At 45.8% G+C, this 16,690-nt stretch carries 15 protein-coding genes and 1 rRNA gene; 10 read left to right on the top strand and 6 right to left on the bottom strand.

The features are described from left to right. Positions 1–159 precede the first annotated feature (159 nt). Both Q338_RS08525 and Q338_RS08520 read right to left on the bottom strand, forming a co-directional pair. On the bottom strand, positions 160–897 hold the full coding sequence (locus Q338_RS08525; protein WP_034294227.1) for a DUF4261 domain-containing protein: 738 nt from the start codon (positions 895–897) through the stop codon (positions 160–162). A 144-nt stretch (positions 898–1,041) separates the two neighbouring features. Continuing rightward, positions 1,042–2,862 carry an autotransporter assembly complex protein TamA gene (locus tag Q338_RS08520; RefSeq protein ID WP_084693572.1) on the bottom strand — a complete coding sequence of 607 codons (1,821 nt, stop codon included), beginning with the start codon at positions 2,860–2,862 and terminating at the stop codon, positions 1,042–1,044. Positions 2,863–3,874: 1,012 nt separating this feature from the next. On the opposite strand from Q338_RS08520, the gene Q338_RS08515 reads away from it, so the two are divergent. After that, on the top strand, positions 3,875–4,735 hold the full coding sequence (locus tag Q338_RS08515) for a substrate-binding periplasmic protein (RefSeq protein WP_034294225.1): 861 nt from the start codon (positions 3,875–3,877) through the stop codon (positions 4,733–4,735). Positions 4,736–4,795: 60 nt separating this feature from the next. Here the strand turns inward: Q338_RS08515 and Q338_RS08510 are convergent, their stop codons facing one another. Continuing rightward, positions 4,796–6,523 (bottom strand): potassium/proton antiporter, encoded by a 1,728-nt coding sequence (locus Q338_RS08510; RefSeq protein ID WP_034294223.1) that lies wholly within the window; start codon positions 6,521–6,523, stop codon positions 4,796–4,798. A gap of 158 nt (positions 6,524–6,681) precedes the next feature. On the opposite strand from Q338_RS08510, the gene ispC reads away from it, so the two are divergent. From ispC to Q338_RS08475, 7 genes are all read left to right on the top strand, one after another. Beyond that, positions 6,682–7,863 (top strand): 1-deoxy-D-xylulose-5-phosphate reductoisomerase, encoded by a 1,182-nt coding sequence (gene ispC / locus Q338_RS08505; RefSeq protein ID WP_034294220.1) that lies wholly within the window; start codon positions 6,682–6,684, stop codon positions 7,861–7,863. Positions 7,864–7,887: 24 nt separating this feature from the next. Continuing rightward, on the top strand, positions 7,888–8,649 hold the full coding sequence (locus tag Q338_RS08500; protein ID WP_034294218.1) for a hypothetical protein: 762 nt from the start codon (positions 7,888–7,890) through the stop codon (positions 8,647–8,649). After that, a complete protein-coding gene (locus tag Q338_RS08495; RefSeq protein ID WP_034294215.1) occupies positions 8,646–9,002 on the top strand; it encodes a HEPN domain-containing protein in 357 nt (118 codons plus the stop codon). Before Q338_RS08500 ends, Q338_RS08495 begins: the two co-directional genes overlap by 4 nt. Positions 9,003–9,081: 79 nt before the next feature. Further along, a complete protein-coding gene (locus Q338_RS08490) occupies positions 9,082–9,720 on the top strand; it encodes a GIY-YIG nuclease family protein (RefSeq protein ID WP_034294213.1) in 639 nt (212 codons plus the stop codon). 118 nt (positions 9,721–9,838) lie between these two features. Then, positions 9,839–11,125: a DUF2868 domain-containing protein gene (locus Q338_RS08485; protein ID WP_034294209.1), complete on the top strand. Its 1,287-nt coding sequence runs from the start codon at positions 9,839–9,841 to the stop codon at positions 11,123–11,125. 23 nt (positions 11,126–11,148) lie between these two features. Further along, a complete protein-coding gene (gene aat, locus Q338_RS08480; RefSeq protein ID WP_034294205.1) occupies positions 11,149–11,862 on the top strand; it encodes a leucyl/phenylalanyl-tRNA--protein transferase in 714 nt (237 codons plus the stop codon). A gap of 189 nt (positions 11,863–12,051) precedes the next feature. Beyond that, on the top strand, positions 12,052–12,567 hold the full coding sequence (locus Q338_RS08475) for a hemerythrin domain-containing protein (RefSeq protein ID WP_034294202.1): 516 nt from the start codon (positions 12,052–12,054) through the stop codon (positions 12,565–12,567). A 43-nt stretch (positions 12,568–12,610) separates the two neighbouring features. On the opposite strand, the gene queA is transcribed toward Q338_RS08475, so the two are convergent. Together queA and Q338_RS08465 are read right to left on the bottom strand one after the other, a co-directional pair. Next, complete coding sequence (gene queA, locus Q338_RS08470) at positions 12,611–13,636, bottom strand: tRNA preQ1(34) S-adenosylmethionine ribosyltransferase-isomerase QueA (protein ID WP_034294200.1); 1,026 nt, start codon at positions 13,634–13,636, stop codon at positions 12,611–12,613. Positions 13,637–13,676: 40 nt separating this feature from the next. Continuing rightward, on the bottom strand, positions 13,677–14,492 hold the full coding sequence (locus Q338_RS08465) for a ferritin-like domain-containing protein (protein WP_034294198.1): 816 nt from the start codon (positions 14,490–14,492) through the stop codon (positions 13,677–13,679). Between the two features lie 168 nt (positions 14,493–14,660). Here Q338_RS08465 and lolA point away from each other — a divergent pair, with 168 nt between their 5' ends. Next, entirely contained in the window at positions 14,661–15,272 is a 612-nt protein-coding gene (lolA, locus tag Q338_RS08460) for an outer membrane lipoprotein chaperone LolA (RefSeq protein ID WP_034294196.1), read from the top strand. 58 nt (positions 15,273–15,330) lie between these two features. Here the strand turns inward: lolA and Q338_RS08455 are convergent, their stop codons facing one another. Continuing rightward, positions 15,331–15,933: an LOG family protein gene (locus Q338_RS08455; RefSeq protein ID WP_034294194.1), complete on the bottom strand. Its 603-nt coding sequence runs from the start codon at positions 15,931–15,933 to the stop codon at positions 15,331–15,333. 569 nt (positions 15,934–16,502) lie between these two features. Between Q338_RS08455 and Q338_RS08450 the strand changes: the two genes are divergently transcribed. Then, positions 16,503–16,690, top strand: a 16S ribosomal RNA gene (locus Q338_RS08450); the annotation flags it as partial.

Raw genomic sequence — 16,690 nt, 5'->3', positions numbered from 1 at the left:
GGTAATCAAATAAGCCATCATAGCTTGACCCTATCCGATAAGCAGTGATGCGCCCCAAACCAATGGATGCTGACCAAACTTTTTTCATACAGTATCTCTGAAAATAAAATTTAAACGGTCTATTGTACAGAACAATAGACCTCTTAACCTAAAAATATTTTATTGAATATCAATCTTTAATGAAAATTCACTTGGTGCGTACACGCTTTTTGAGTGGCTAATTTGCCATTTCTGTTCTGCACTAAATCCAATGGTTTCCCCATCTTTCAAGACCAAACCTGAACTGATGATGTAGCTGCACATACTGCTTAATGAAGCGTGAAGCGTACCCATATTGATTTTGCTGTTTAAAATCTCTATTTCATCTTTGCCAAATTTCGCCATGCCCGATGTGTAAAGCTGATTGCCCTGCTCATTTTGCCCCAAACCAATGTACACCCAAATCATAATCGGAATTTCATTGTTAGGCAGATATTCTTTCGCTACTTTCTGATAAAAATCAGCAGTATAAACCGTTCCTGAAGTGTAAACGCTGGTGGCATTTTCTTGTTTCAGGCAGCCTGAAACAATTTTGCTGTATAAGCTCATACCAGCTACTTCGCTATTTTCGGCTTGGTTCATGACCGTAACCATCAAATGCGCTTTGTGGGCTTCGGCAGCAGCTACCGTATTCGGGCAATAGTAATTGCCTTTAGTACGTTGTACGGCTTCGCCATTTGGGATAGGAGCGGGCATTAAGGCAATCGCGCATAAAAACTCGCCGATGGTTAAAATGTACTCGCCGATGGTTAAAATGTATGAGCTATCCTGTTGTTCAATGCGTCCAACAATACCCCAATCTGTTTTTAAGTCATTGAGCAAGCGTAGGGTGGGCAACTCGTTGCCCACGCAGTTCATCAGATACACATAAAATAATGTTTTAATGTGAAATATTTGATTTCAGGCTGCCTGAAAAAATAAAATAATGTGGTGTGTATCAAACCGCGTGGGCAACGAGTTGCCCACCCTACGGCGATGATTATTTTGCAGGCTGCCTGAAACTCAAAACCGCGTCCCCAAACTAATATGCCAACGAAATTTCTTATCCTGATGACCATACGCCACATCAAACGAAAATGGCGCAACAGGGCTAAACCAACGCACCCCCAAGCCCGAACCATGTTTCCATTCCATATCTTGAAATTTCCGTGCCACGCCGCCCACATCGTGAAACACCGCAACGGCAAATTCTTGACCCGCCAATTTTTTCTGAATCGGATATTGGTATTCAAAACTCGCCACCGCCATCGCCCGATTGGGCAAAACCGTTTTGCTGTTTGGCACATTCAAACCAATGCTGTCTAATTCATAGCCGCGCACCGTTGTCGCGCCGCCTGTGCGGAACATTAAGCTGGTCGGCACTTGACCATTCGCATTGTCTTCATTGGTGTACACATAGCCCACATTGCCACGCGCCACCACTGTGCCTAATTGCTTGTTTTCAGGCGTGAAATAATATGCCGCTCTCGCATTGGCACGCGCCATCATCGCCGAAGACGCCACTTTACCCAGCGTTGTCCCCAATTTCACATCGGCGTAATAACCGTTTTGTGGGCGCATACGCGTTTCCAAATGGTGTTTTTTCCATTGCGCCGTCAGCATGGTGGCGAAACTTTTGCCCAATTCCACGCGCGTGTCAGGCACATGACTGTCTTCGCCCAAAAATTCCAAACCATAACGCCATTCCGTATCGTTTTTGTCCTGAACGTGCCAAATGCCCGTGCTGATGGCGCGTTTTTCCAAATTTTGCGTGGTGCTGCGGTTGTAGGTTAAATTGCTTGTCCAATATTGCCCTTTGGCATTGCGCGGCTGGCTCATGCCCACGCCGAAGATGGTTTGATATTTGTCCGCTTCCACCGACACCGAGCCAACGTAGCCGCGATTAAACAAATTGTAATGGTCGTAACTCAATTTGCCGCCCAAACCATATTCTGAATCAAAACTCAAGCCCGCTTCTACTTTTTGCCGTTTTACTTCAGATACTTCTACTTTAACAGGCACACGATTGTTCACCATAGCATCAAAATCTGCCTGCACCGAAGCCCCCGAATAATGGCTATCGTTTTCCAAAGCCTGTTGATAATCCAGCAATTTATCCAAATCGTATTCATCGCCCGCCTTAAAATCCGCCAAACCGCTAATCACCGATTTGGGATAACGCTGGTGTCCCGAAATTTCCATTTCGCCAAATAAAACAGGCTGTTGGCTTTCCACCATTACGGTTAAATCCGCTTTATTCGTGTTGGGATTAATCGTGGCTTGTGTTTGCGACAAACGCGCCAAAGGGTATTTTTTGCGCGTAACCGCCGACAAAGTGGCGATTTTGCTCGCCGACCAATCTTCCTGCCGAAAAGTCGCGCCCACAGGCAATTTCCAGCCCGTCAAAGCCTGTTTATAATAAGTAGCCAATTGATTATCTTGCAAAATATCGCCAACAATCGCCACATTCACATTGTCAATCACCGTGCGTTGCCCCAACGCCACGTCCACGCGATAGCCTTTCACATTTTTTTGTGGCGTAACCTGCGTTTTGGCATTGAAATAGCCTTCGGTACGCACCAAATTTTGCACATCTTTGGGCGTATCTTCAACGAGATAGCTGATTTGTTCATCGTCCATCTCTTCGCGTTTTTGATAGCTGATGATGGGCAAATGCGTTTTCAGCAGCGTGGTAACTTCTTCATTATCCGTGTGTACATCAATGGGGTATTTGGGTGTAAGTTCTTGTTCGCGTTCTAATTCGCCTAAATCTTCGGCTGAATCAGGTTCGCGGTCTTTTTTCCAAAATTGCCATGATTTTTTCTTTTTGGGTTTTTCCGTGATTTGTTTGGGCGGGTTATTTTGTGGGTTGCCTGAAGTTTCGGTTTGTTCGGGCGAATCTGTTTTCAGGCTGCCTGAAAGATTATTCGCATGATTCAAATCGGTATTTTTGGCGGAACGCGTTTTCTTTTTGCTGTTGCGTAATTTTGGGGGAATGTAAGGTTCATTGCTGTCCACCGTTTGGGTGGGCGAATCTGTTTTCAGGCTGTCTGAAAGGTTATCTGTATGATTTGAATCTGTATTTTTAGCGGAACTGTTTTTCAGGCTGCCTGAAAAATTGTCCACATGATTGACATTTTTTTCGGGCGACAATTCCGCGTCCGTCAAATCAAAGGTTTTTTTCTTCACGCTGGCGGCGGATTTTTTGCGCTTGTGTTTGGACGGGCTGGTGGTGCTGGGGGCAACCTGCACTTTCATGGTGTCCAATTTTTCCTGAATTTGCGCCGCGTTTAATTCCTGCACCGCTTGGGCGACTGGGGAAGCCGCCCCTTGTTCGGCGAGCTGATCGCTGTTTTTGGGTTTACGTTGCCAAAATTTCCAGTTGCGCTTTTTTTTCGGTGGCTGGGTGGTGGGGGCGGCTGGGGCTTGATTTTGCTCAAGTGCATCAATGGCATAGTCTGCCGCTTCCACAGCCACACGCGTCCCTGCTGCTTTGAGCAGTTGCTTTTCGGTGTCTGCGTGCGCCGCGTGCGGCTGAAACGCTAAAGTTATCGCCACCACTAGCGGCGTGAGACGAAATTTCATGATGCACTTTCCCACAAATTAAATCAGGCGAATTTTAACATTAGAATGGGTAAATTCAATGTTTCAGGCTGCCGTGATTTGAAAATTGTGGGTAGCCTGAAAATCATTGATTATTTTTAGAATAATAATTTGAAAATTAATCTTATTTGCGAACAATAAATTATATGAAGATTGAAATTTTATGCTTGTCATTTATGATTTGTGCTTATATTATTGCGCTCTTTTTGATAATTAATTAAGATTTGTTTATTTACTTTTTGGAGAATGTATTATGAAAAATGTGAAAAAATTGATGATTTCTGCCGTGTGTACGCTCGCATTAGCTGCTTGCCAAAAACAGCAAGCTCAAGCACCCGCAGAAAGCAAACCCACGCCCGCTACCTCGCAAGCCAGTACCATTGTGCCAGCCGCCGCAAGCAGCACGAACAGCCACTTGCCCAAATATCGCGTGGTAGTAGAATTGGATGCACCTTTTGCGCTGCAAATGGCAGATGGCAGCGTGTCGGGTTTTGATTATGACGTATTACAAGCGATTGGCGAAAAACAAGGTTTTACTTTGGAATACAAAGCCTATCCTTGGGGCAGCCTGTTTAGCGCGTTGGAAAAAAGTGAGGCAGATTTGACTGGGGGCGGCATTTACGTTACGCCTGAACGACAAGAAAAATTTGATTTCACTAGCAATTATTTGCCCACAAGCACGGCTTTATTGGTGAGTAAAACTTCGGGTATTCAAAAATTAAGTGATATTCGCGGCAAAAAAGTAGCGGTGAAAGAACGCACGCAAGCTCAAAAATGGGTTAATAAAACCACCGATGATTTAAGCAAAGTTCAAGCAAAACCCACTTTATGGTTGGCATTTAAAGAGGGGTTGAGTAAAAATGTGGATGCGGTGGTGGGTGATGAAGCTTCATTAACCTATTTTTTGAAACAATATCCTGATGATTCTTTGACATTAATTCAAGACAATAGTTTGCCAAAAGAGCAATACGCGTTTATGTTACGCAAAGGGCAGCCTGAATTAATGATGAAATTAAATGCAGGTTTGGCGCAATTGGAGCAAGATGGCACTTTGGCAAAATTGCGCAAAAAATGGTTTGAAGAAGCCGCCCCTAAACCAGCAGTACAACCCTAATTTTGAAATAAAGCAGGCAGCCTGAACACTTTTCAGGCTGCCTGTTAATCATTTATTTGCCTATTTTTTAGGCAATTTCAAACCAAATGATTTCACATAACTTTGCTCGTCCAATTCTTTCACGGTAACGCGTACGCCGTCCCAATCCAAGCTGTCGCCAGCCACAGGCACATCGCCGAAATATTGGCGGAAAGCTTCACGCAAGGTTTTGTCTGCCACGCTCTCGTCCACTTTCAAGCCGTATGCAAACGCCAATTCGCCGACTTTCACATCGGGTTTTACTTCAAATTCGCCGTAGAATTGTTGTTCGTCTAATTGTTTGTCTGCGCTGGCAAATTGTAGGGCAAATTCATCGCCTTGTGCTTCGGGCAACACATACCACGCCACGTCGCCAGCCTGCATTTGGGTGGATAAATTGACATTAACCGTTTCCCCAGCGCGGATTAAGGCAAATAATCGCCCTTCGCTGAATTGGCGCGTCATGGCGTAGGGGTGGCTGTGTTCCGCATCTGAACCTTTGGATACTTCAAAAGAGAGTAAATTGACGGCTAATTTGTCTGCCAACCACACTTCACGGTTGTCCAAAGGTTCAGGTTTTTCGGGCAACACCATGCCTAATTTTTTGGCAAACACGGGAATGGTTGTCCCTTGAATTAACAAAGATAAAATCACCACCGCAAACGCTACATCAAATAATAATTGCGCGTCATTTTTGTGTACACCCGACATCATCGGCATAATTGCCAAAGTAATCGGCACCGCCCCACGCAAACCCACCCAGCTAATATAGAAAAATTCTTTACGCGAATATTTAAACCATTTAATAGACGTCCACACCGCCAAAGGTCGCGCCACAAAAATCAGGCAGCCTGCAATCACCAATGCGTCCCAGCCATGCAACCACATCCGCGACGGCATAACCAGCAAACCCAATACCAAAAACATCACCGCTTGCGCTAACCACACCAAACCGTCCATCACATTTAAAACATGTTGCGTAGACGAATTGCGTGAATTGCCCACCATCACGCCCACCAAATACACCGCCAAAAAGCCACTACCGTCTGCTAAATTCGTCAAGGCAAATACCAATAAACCACCCGAAGCAATCAACAGTGCGTACAAACCCTCCACCAAGCGAATTTTTGCCAATAAAATCGCCAAAATTTTGCCCGCCACCAAGCCAAACAATAAGCCAAAACCCAATTGCTTAATCAACGTCAAAATAATTGAGCCGAAAGTTGCGTCCATCGGCGTAACAATCAAGCTGATGAATACAGACACCAGCAAAATTGCCATCGGGTCATTAATCCCACTTTCCAATTCCAAAGTGGCTTGAATCCGCGCATTCAGACGCACACCGCTATTGCGTAATAGGGAAAACACCGCCGCCGCGTCGGTTGAACCCACAATCGCCGCCATCAGCAAACCCAGTTTCCAGTCCACCCCCAAATAAAACATGGCAAACATGCCCAGTATAAACACAGTCGCAATCACGCCCCAGCTTGCCAGTACCGCAGCAGGTTTGAGCGCAATACGGAAAGTTTCAAATTGGGTACGCAAACCGCCATCCAACAAAATAATGGCTAATGCCAATTGGCTGACGATGGTGGTGGCGGTTAAATCGTAAAAAGCAATGCCGCCAATGCCTTCTTCACCCGCCAACATACCCACACCCAAAAATACCAATAATAATGGCATACCCAATCGCGCTGACAAACGACTTGCCACCACACTCACAAACAGCAAAACCGCCATAATCAGAAAAATGACGTTAATTTGAGACATTTAGCCGATTCCCTATGATTATTAAAATAAATACTGAATTATATTTTATTTATAATTAAAATTCAATGATTTATTCTATTTTTTCATATTTTCAGGCAGCCTGAAAATTCGCGTACAATTTAGGCTATAATTCCCTTTATTTTTTAAACAAAATCATCATGCAAACTTTAACCATACTCGGCAGCACAGGCAGCATAGGCATTTCTACTTTGGACGTGGTGGCACGACACCGCGACCGTTTTCAAATTTTCGCCTTGGCAGGACACACGCAAGTGGACAAATTGGCAGAACAATGCGCAATACATCACCCCCAATTTGCGGTGGTGGCAGACGCAACTCGCGCCGCCCAATTGCGCGAATTGCTCAAGCAACAGGGTACGCCAACCGAAGTATTGCACGGCGCACAGGCTTTGATAGACGTGGCAAGCGCGGCAGAAGTGGACGGGGTAATGTGCGCGATTGTGGGCGCGGCGGGTTTACCATCGGCTTTGGCGGCGGCGCAATCGGGTAAAACCATTTATTTGGCAAATAAGGAAACGTTGGTGGTTTCAGGCAGCCTGTTTATGGAAACGGCGCGACAACACGGCGCAAAAGTATTGCCCATTGACAGTGAACACAATGCGATTTTCCAAGTCTTGCCCGAACAATTTTCAGGCAGCCTGAACCATCATGGCATTTCATCTATTATTTTGACAGCAAGTGGTGGTTCATTTTTAAATACAGATTTGGCAGATTTACCCAATATCACGCCAACGCAAGCGATTAAACACCCAAATTGGTCTATGGGGCATAAAATTTCGGTGGATTCGTCCACGATGATGAATAAGGGTTTGGAATTGATTGAAGCGCATTGGCTGTTTCATTGTCCGCCTGAACAATTGGAAGTGGTGATTCATCCGCAGTCTATTATTCACAGCATGGTGCGTTATGCGGACGGCAGCGTGTTGGCGCAAATGGGTTTGCCTGATATGCGTACGCCGATTGCCTATTGTTTGGGGCTGCCTGAACGGATTGATTCGGGCGTGGGCGCATTGGATTTCAGCAAAATTGCTGCGCTGACGTTTCAAGAGCCTGATTTTGCGCGTTATCCCTGTTTGAAATTGGCGTATGACGCGATGTATGCGGGTGGTTCTGCGCCGTGCGTGTTGAATGCGGCAAATGAAGTGGCGGTGGCGGCGTTTTTGCGTGGGCAAATTCGGTTTACGGATATTGCGCGGGTGGTGGAACACAGTTTGGCGAAACACGTTTCAGGCAGCCTGAACAGTATTGACGATTTATTGGCTTTGGATAAGCAGATTCGGGTGCAAGCGGAGCAATTTGCAGGCAGCCTGAAAAATTAAATGTAACAAGATGAGTGAGTATTTATGGTACAAACACAAACCAAAATGGCAGACATCGCGCCTAAACTACAGGGGCTGATTCAACAATCGCCCTTTACACCCATTAACACGCGCAGTTTATCTTGGCAAACTTTGGTGCGTGAGATTGAGCAAGTTTGCCTTGTGGATAATGAAAATGGGCGCATGGCACGCGGTATTCGCTACGCTTTGGAGGGCAATGAGCAGGCGTGTAAACAAGAATTTGAGCAAGTGAAAGCTGCATTGACGGGCGATATGTCTATTTGGTTGGTGAATTATGTGTCTGTGTTGTTGCATTTAGGTTTGTATCGTGAAGTCAATGCATGTTTAAATCAGTATTATCAATCAGTTAAAACGCTTGGTGCATTAGAAAATGTATTGCAATGGGCAACCACGACATTGCGCAATTTTGATTTGCTTGATGAGTTAATTCGCTTTATGCAACAATCAGGTATGGATACGCCAAAATTGGATATGTGTATGAATATATTACAATCTATAGACCAAGAATTACACCAACCTATTCATGCTGCCAATTTGGAAGCATTAAGTTTTTTGTATCAACAACACATCATGCCATTAAGCAGCCATTTGGAAATTGATGATGATACCGTGTATTTGGAATATGCCATCGCGCATTTAGACGACCATCGGTTTAATCAATTGGATTTAGATTTGAAACGCCACATTAATCGTTATTTATTGGACAATTATGTGGCTGCCAAATCACGTTTGGTGTTTACGCTGACGCATGGGGTGGAGGCATGAGCATTACGCCACACGATTTGAAACAATACGCCGAAGAAATTGCCAGCTACCAAGATAAAACCGAAACCGATACGCGCACCATCATCAATCGCGCCTACTATGCGGCGTATCATTATGCGCAACAAGTGGCGTTGGTTCATGGCTATGTTTGCCCGAATCAAACCAGTACCCATCAGGCTTTGCTGGATTTTTTGGCAAAACAAGAGCATGAAGATTTTGCGGTATTGGCGGATAATTTGAAATTGTTGCGAAAATTGCGCCGTAAAGCAGATTATCAGCTAGACCAATCCATCACGTCCAAACATGAAAAAGACAGTTTGACTTATATGGCTGGTGTATTTACCATTAAATAATCAAATAAATCAAAAGGCTGCCTGAATTTTCATCTTTCAGGCAGCCTGAACATTTCAAAAAAATCAAGGAAAATCAATTATGAAAGGCTGGATTTACGTTTTAAGCAATCAGTCTGTACCCGATTGGCTGGCGATTGGTTATGCAGATACTGACCCTGCGGCACTCGTCCACCAATACGGTAATTCGGGGATAAAATTGCCTTATCCTTTTGAATTGCAATATGCTTTACGCACACCTTATCCCAAAACCCTATTGCAAAAAATCCACGATGAACTCGCCGAAAAATGCGTGAATCCCGAACACAACAGCGATTGGTTTGAATGCGATTTGCTGACCGCGCTGCGGCTGGTACGCAAAATCGCAGGACACAGCGCAACAGGCGAAGCCTTTTACGGGCAAGCACGGCGACTGGTGGAGCAAGCCCAGGCCGCCGAACCACCACCCAGCGTCATGACCGCCACCCGTTTATCTGACGATGAATATGCGGACGACACGCCTGTGATTCAGCAAGTTCGCACCGCGCCACCGATACAGCGCGGACAACGCCCCAGCCCACTCATTCCGCCACAACCCCCACGCCCAGCTCCACCCGAACCCGAAAAACCCGCCCCACCCAAAGAAGAACCCAAATGGCTGGTGTCGGCATTGATAGTTACGTTTGTGATTTTAGTGATTATTGCCGTGTTTTTGGGCATGAGAATGTTTGGCTATTTTTAATGATGATATTGTTTTTATTTACAAAATCATTATTCAGGCAGCCTGAAAACCAAAATATGGGCGGATAATTCCTTTCGCCCATTTTCCTTATTTTCCAATTAAACCAACACCCTAAACCATGAACCCCACACATCACACCGAGCTAATCCGATTATTGGAACAACGCGGACACCTGTTCCCCGCCGACCCCGCCGCCATCACCGCCCAATTGCGTCAAACCGATGGCGACATCACCGACAAACTCCATCGCCGCGCCACGCTCATAGACCGCGACCACGCCATCGCCGACCAATGGCAACAACATTGCCGTCATCGCCAATGGCTGCATTATGCCGCGCTGACGGCGTGGGCGATAATTGGTTTTGTCGGCACATACGGTTTAATGCAGCAAACGGCGTTGAATTTTTTTGTGGTGTTGTTGGGCGTGTTGGGCGTGAATACGGTTATGTTGATGATTTGGTGTGTGAATTTGATTTTGCGCCGCGACTTACCCGCATTGCCACCTTTTTTCAGGCAGCCTGAAATCATCAGCCAAACCATCGCCCAGCTTTATCATGAACCCAATATCCGCCCCCACGCCACTTGGCGCAGAAGCATGATTAGCCATCAACTTGCCTTGTCGGGTTTGGGGGGCATGTTTGCGGCGGCGTTATTATTATTGCTGGTGCGCCAATACCATTTCACATGGGAAAGCACTTTATTAAGCAATGAAACTTTGACACAAGTGGTTGGTTTACTTGGGTGGCTGCCTGAAATACTGGGTTTTGACGTGCCAGACAGCACCGCCATACTCGCCAGTCGCAATCAAGCCAATGCCAGCAACGCCGCCGCGTGGGGCAGTTTATTATTGGGCAGTTTGCTGTGTTATGGGCTGGTACCGCGTGCTTTGGCGTGGGCAACTAGCGTGTGGCAAATGCGCCGACTTGCACCACAATTGAATTTACAGTTACCGTATTATCAAAATATTAGCCAAAAATGGCAACGCAAAATCGTGGACAGCGACGCGGATTACACACCCGACCTCATTCGCTCATCGCCACAAATCAGTTTGGCGAAAAATGGCGCGTATTGGGCGATTGCTTTGGACGTGTTACCCAAAAATCATCAATGGTATCAAGATGTTTTGGGACAAGAATGGCTGGATTTGGGCGTGGTGGCGAGCCGTGAAGAATGGGCAGATTTGGCAAATCGCGCCGCAGGGCAAGCGGTGCAATTGCTGGTTGCCGTCCGCGCCGCGCAAACGCCCGACCGTGGTACGGTACGCCGTTTGGCTGGGGTGGGGGCGAATGTGGTGTTGTGCTTGTGGGTGGAAGAGGGTGCGGATTCAGGCAGCCTGAAAGAACGCGTGGCGCAATGGCATGAATTGGCGGAACAATATGGTTGGGTGTGGGTGGATAATATTTAATTTATTGAAATAAAAGGTAAAAAATGATACCCCTGATTTCCCCCGACCAGCCCTTTCCTAATCCTCGCCCAGCCTTGCGCCATAACGATGGTTTAGTGTGCGTAACAGAAGAATTAACGCCAAAACAATTGCTTGCTGCCTATCCGCAAGGAATTTTCCCATGGCATTGTGATGAAGATTATGTTTACTGGTTTAGCGTTGCGCCACGAGCCGTGTTGTTGCCTGCAGCGTTGCACCTGTCGCGCTCGCTAAAAAAATCCATGCAAAACAAGGTTTATCGTGTCGCGGTCAATCAAAATTTCGCCCAAGTCATCGCCGAATGCGCCGCCAAACCGCGCCCCGAACAACACGGCACATGGATTGCGCCCGAATTTCAGGCTGCCTACACCGCATTACATCAATTGGGACACGCACATTCATTTGAATTTTATAATCAAAATAATGAATTAGCGGGCGGATTGTATGGCGTACAAATTGGCAGCGTTTTTTTTGGCGAATCCATGTTTGCCCACGAAGCGGACGCGAGTAAAATTGCCTTTGCCCATGCCGTGCCATTTTTGGCGCAATGCGGCGTGGAAATGATTGATTGCCAACAAGATAGTGAACATTTGCGCCGTTTTGGTTCACAATTGCTGAATTTTGACCATTTTCAGGCTGCCTTGCATGTTTTGACGGAAAGACCGTTGGCGCAGAATATGGGTTCACAAATCATTGTGGATAATTTTCAGGTAGCCTGAAAATAAGAACCTGTGTTCATAATCTTAATAGCTTGCTTTTATCGCCACTTCATGAGCCTACTGCGTTGGTTTTTCATGCTAATATTTCAATATTGGCATGAAAAACCGCCTTGTATTCGCAAGAATTGTCAATAAAATCAAGCCATCAACCTTACAAACACAGGTTCTAAAATTTTAAGGAAAAATAAAATGTTAAATTTATTGAATCAAGCCACTGCCCCCACTTGGGACGACCCAATTGAAATGCTTTACGCCTGTCATGGCAAAGTGAAAAAATTTTGCGGGCAACTGCATTTATTGCCCGACTACATCGCACAACACGGCTGCAACGCCGCCGCGCAAGAAGCCATCACGCAAATCAGCACCTATTTTAACCGTGCCGCGCCCTTACACCACGCCGATGAAGAATTAGATTTTTTTCCTTTATTATCAAAATATTGTCCTGAAGCACAAATGGTGATTGATGAATTGGAAGCACAACATATTGATTTACATAAAAATTGGGACACGCTGCACACGCAATTGCAAGAAACGCTTGCAGGGGTGCGTGTTGCGCCTGATATGCAAATTATCCAAAATTTTACAATGGCTTATGATGAGCATATCCCCAAAGAAGAACAATTATTTGAATTAGGCAAAACGCATATTCCGCCAAATGAATTGGGGGAAATTGGCAAAATTATGGCGGCGCGTAGGGTGGGGTAATCAAAAAAATGGCAAGGAAAAGCAAACCCCTTGCCATTTTTGATTATTGCTCGCGCCCCAAAATCATCGCATCCCCATAACTGAAAAAGCGATATTCCCGACCAATCGCATGCTGATACACCTCACGAATACGCTGGCTGCCTGAAAATGCCGACACCAACATCAACAGCGTAGATTTGGGCAAATGAAAATTCGTAATCAATCTATCAATCACTTGAAATTCATAGCCTGGTGTGATGAAAATATCCGTATCGCCCGTACCCGCTTGCAGGCTGCCTGAACGCGCCGCCGACTCAATCGCCCGCAAAGAAGTCGTCCCCACCGACCAAATTTTGTTGCCACGCGTTTGGGCAGCCTGAATTTTGGCAACCGTTTCGGCTGGCACATCAAACCATTCGCTGTGCATTTTGTGTTCCGCGATATTGTCCACACGCACGGGCTGAAACGTGCCTGCGCCAACGTGTAAGGTTACTTCTGCAAACTCCACCCCCTTGTTTTGCAAAGCATTTAAAATTTCATCGGTAAAATGCAAACCCGCAGTCGGCGCGGCAACTGCGCCCTGATGTTTCGCGTACACCGTTTGATAACGCGAGTCGTCCGAATCATCGGCAGCGCGTTCAATATAGGGCGGTAGGGGTAATGCGCCGTGTTGTTCCAATAATTCATACACATTCAGGCTGCCTGAAAATTGGATTTTGAATAACTCGCCCACACGTTCCACCATAGTGGCGTGAATTTCGCCATCAAAAATCAATTCCGCCCCCGCTTTGGGCGATTTGGACGAACGAATATGCGCCAACGCCGTTTGATTGTCCAACACGCGTTCAATCAGGGCTTCAATTTTGCCGCCGCTTGCTTTTTGCCCAAACAGCCGCGCTTTCATCACTTTCGTATTATTGAAAACCAAAACATCGCCCGCATTCACATAATCCAATAAATCCGCAAAATGTCTATCTGCAAAATCCTGTTGTGGCAATGCCACCAGCAAGCGACTGTTGCCGCGTATCGCAGGCGGATTTTGGGCAATCAATTGTTCGGGTAAATCAAAATCAAATTGAGAAATGTGCATATTATTCTTTCATAAAAAGGTTGGTAGCCTGAAAAGCGTTTCAGGCAGCCTGAAACGATTGCTCAAAATGTTCCAACATTTCCATTTCAAATTTGGAAAAACCCGCTTGCTCCCGCGCGTCCAAATTCACATAACCGCGAAAAATAAACATATCAAAACGCCGCAATAAATTTCTAAACAATTCAATGGGTTCTAAACCGCGCTGCTCGCACAAATACTGATACCAATGATTGCCGATTTTCACATGTCCCACTTCATCACGGTAAATAATGTCCAAAACCGCACAGGTTTCCAAATCGCCACGCTGCTCCACTTTGGCGCGAATGGCGGGCGTAACGTCCAGCCCACGCGCTTCCAATACACGCGGCACGAGTGCCATACGCAAAAGTGGGTCAAACGCCGTTTTATACGCCATGTCCCACAAATGCCCGTGCGCGGAAAAATCTCCATAATCAAAACCATGTGCCAATAATCGCCCACGCATTAAAGAAAAATGCTCCGCTTCTTCTTTCGCCACTTTCAGCCAATCCGCCGTAAACTGGTCGGGCAGACTGCGGAAACGATACGCCGCGTCCAAAGCCAAATTAATCGCATTAAATTCAATATGACAAATTGCATGTAACATTGCCGCATAGCCTTCCGCAGTCGTCAATTTGCGCTTTTCCACCTGATTGACGGCGACTAATTCAGGTTTGGCAGGTCGCCCCGCAATCGGAATGTCCAGCGCAGGGGTGGATTTATCCAGTTTCAGGCTGCCTGAATGAAATTGATGAAATAAATCAATGGTTAATTCAGATTTTTGCACGGGATTGGTTTCACATAAAGCCGTTTGCAGAACAGTGTATAGATTTTGCATAATTAAAATTCGGTTAAATTTGGGCAACTAAATTGTTTAAAAATAAAAACTTGGCGTTCAGGCTGCCTTTACATTGCCAAAACCACCTTTTCAGGCAGCCTGAAAAACAGAATAATGACGACTTGTTACAAAATAACAAACCACGTCAATTTAAACGGAGATTATACAATGAAAAACTGGAAACAAACCCTCGTTCTCGCTGCCGCTTTGGTCGCTACCAGCGCACACGCAGGCGCGATTGATTCACTCAAAAAATTCAACCAAGACACAGATGGTTTGAGCGGCAGTTTCACCCAAACCGTTCAATCCAAAAAGAAAAACCAAACCAGTTCAGGCACATTCCAAATTTTGCGCCCTGGTTTATTTAAATGGGACTACAGCCGCCCCTACAAACAAACCATTGTGGGCGATGGTAAACACATTTGGTTATATGATATTGATTTAAAACAAGTAACCAAGTCCAACCAAGACCAAACCATCGGCGATAGCCCAGCCGCCATCTTGTCCAACAAAACCGCATTGGAAAGCAGCTACACCCTGAAAGAAGATGGCAGCGCAGGCGGCATTCAATATGTACTCGCCACCCCCAAACGCGCCAACGCAGGCTACCAATTTATCCGCATTGGCTTTCAAGGTGATAAACTTGCCGCGATGGAATTGAAAGACGGTTTTGGCAACCAAACCGCCATCAAATTCAACAACATCAATACCAAACCCAATTTATCACGCGGCACATTTAAATTTGTCGCGCCCAAAGGCGTAGATGTATTGAGCAATTAATATAAAACAGGCAGCCTGAAAACCATTTTCAGGCTGCCTTATTTTATAAATCAATATTTTATAAATCAAAATGTGTTTGAATAATTTGCATGATTTCATCTTCATCATCACGCAAATACAAATAATCCAAATCATGCGCATGAATCAATTTGCGCCCAATCAACTGCGTGCCCAGCCAATCCATCAAACCCTGCCAAAAATCACGTCCCACCAAAATAATTGGACAACGCACCATTTTCCCCGTTTGCACCTGCGTCAAACACTCAAATAACTCGTCCAATGTCCCAAAGCCACCCGCCATCACAATATGCGCCTGCGAATATTTCAAAAAAGTCGCCTTTCGCGCCGAAAAACTGTCAAATTGCAGCGAAATATCCTGAAACTCATTGGCTTTTTGCTCATGCGGCAACACAATATTCAAGCCCACAGATTGCCCACGCCCCCCAAACGCCCCCTTATTTGCCGCTTCCATAATGCTCGGGCCACCGCCCGAAATCACCGTCAAACCCAAATCCGACAAACGCCGCGCCAAACGCTCCGCCATCACATATTCCGCGCTCGTGCTGGGCAAACGCGCACTGCCATAAATGCTTACCGCCGCGCCCAAATCCGCCAAAATTGCGTCTGCGTCGCCCAATTCCTTACAAATCGTTTGCGTCATAAATCACTCCAAAAAATTCCATCATACCAAAAGGCAGCCTGAAAACATATATTGTTGCGACTTGCCAGAGACGTGGCGTTGCGCCGCCACACCCACGCTGGGGGAGTTGGTGGCTGTGAGAGTGTTGGTTTTATAGTGGATTCAATTTAAATCAGGACAAGGCGACAGCGACCGCCGTGTACAGCTAGTACATAAGGGAGCTGGCAACGCTGTACTGGTTTAAATTGAATTCACTATATTTTATTTTCAGGCAGCCTGAACCCCAAAATGTGCTAAAAATACGACTGTGAGCCAAAAAAGCTGAAAAAGCTGAAAGAAAGTTTCATTGCATTTCAAAGTATTTAGCCGTTTTGCAAAAGAAAAGAGGGTGAAGCTGCTTGCGGATTTTAAAGAAAGTGCGTATAGTTCTGTTTTTCGCTGCTACGGTGGCTGAGATGAAGTTGAGTTCTTTAAGAATAAGATTATCGATAAGTGTGAGTGCCTGATGGTCTCACACTGTTTTGAGAGTTACAAGATTATTTCTTGTTAATTTCTTTGAAGCAGACCAGAAGTTGTAGAAGTTAGAGATTGAACATAAGAGTTTGATCCTGGCTCAGATTGAACGCTGGCGGCATGCTTTACACATGCAAGTCGAACGGCAGCACGGGTGCTTGCACCTGGTGGCGAGTGGCGAACGGGTGAGTAATGCATTGGAACGTACCGAGTAGTGGGGGATAACTGTCCGAAAGGATAGCTAATACCGCATACGACCTGAGGG

Origin of the sequence: Alysiella crassa DSM 2578, from assembly GCF_000745955.1 — a bacterium.
Lineage (GTDB): Bacteria > Pseudomonadota > Gammaproteobacteria > Burkholderiales > Neisseriaceae > Simonsiella > Simonsiella crassa.
Note: the sequence above shows the minus strand (reverse complement) of the source record. Positions and strands in the feature narration are given on the sequence as shown.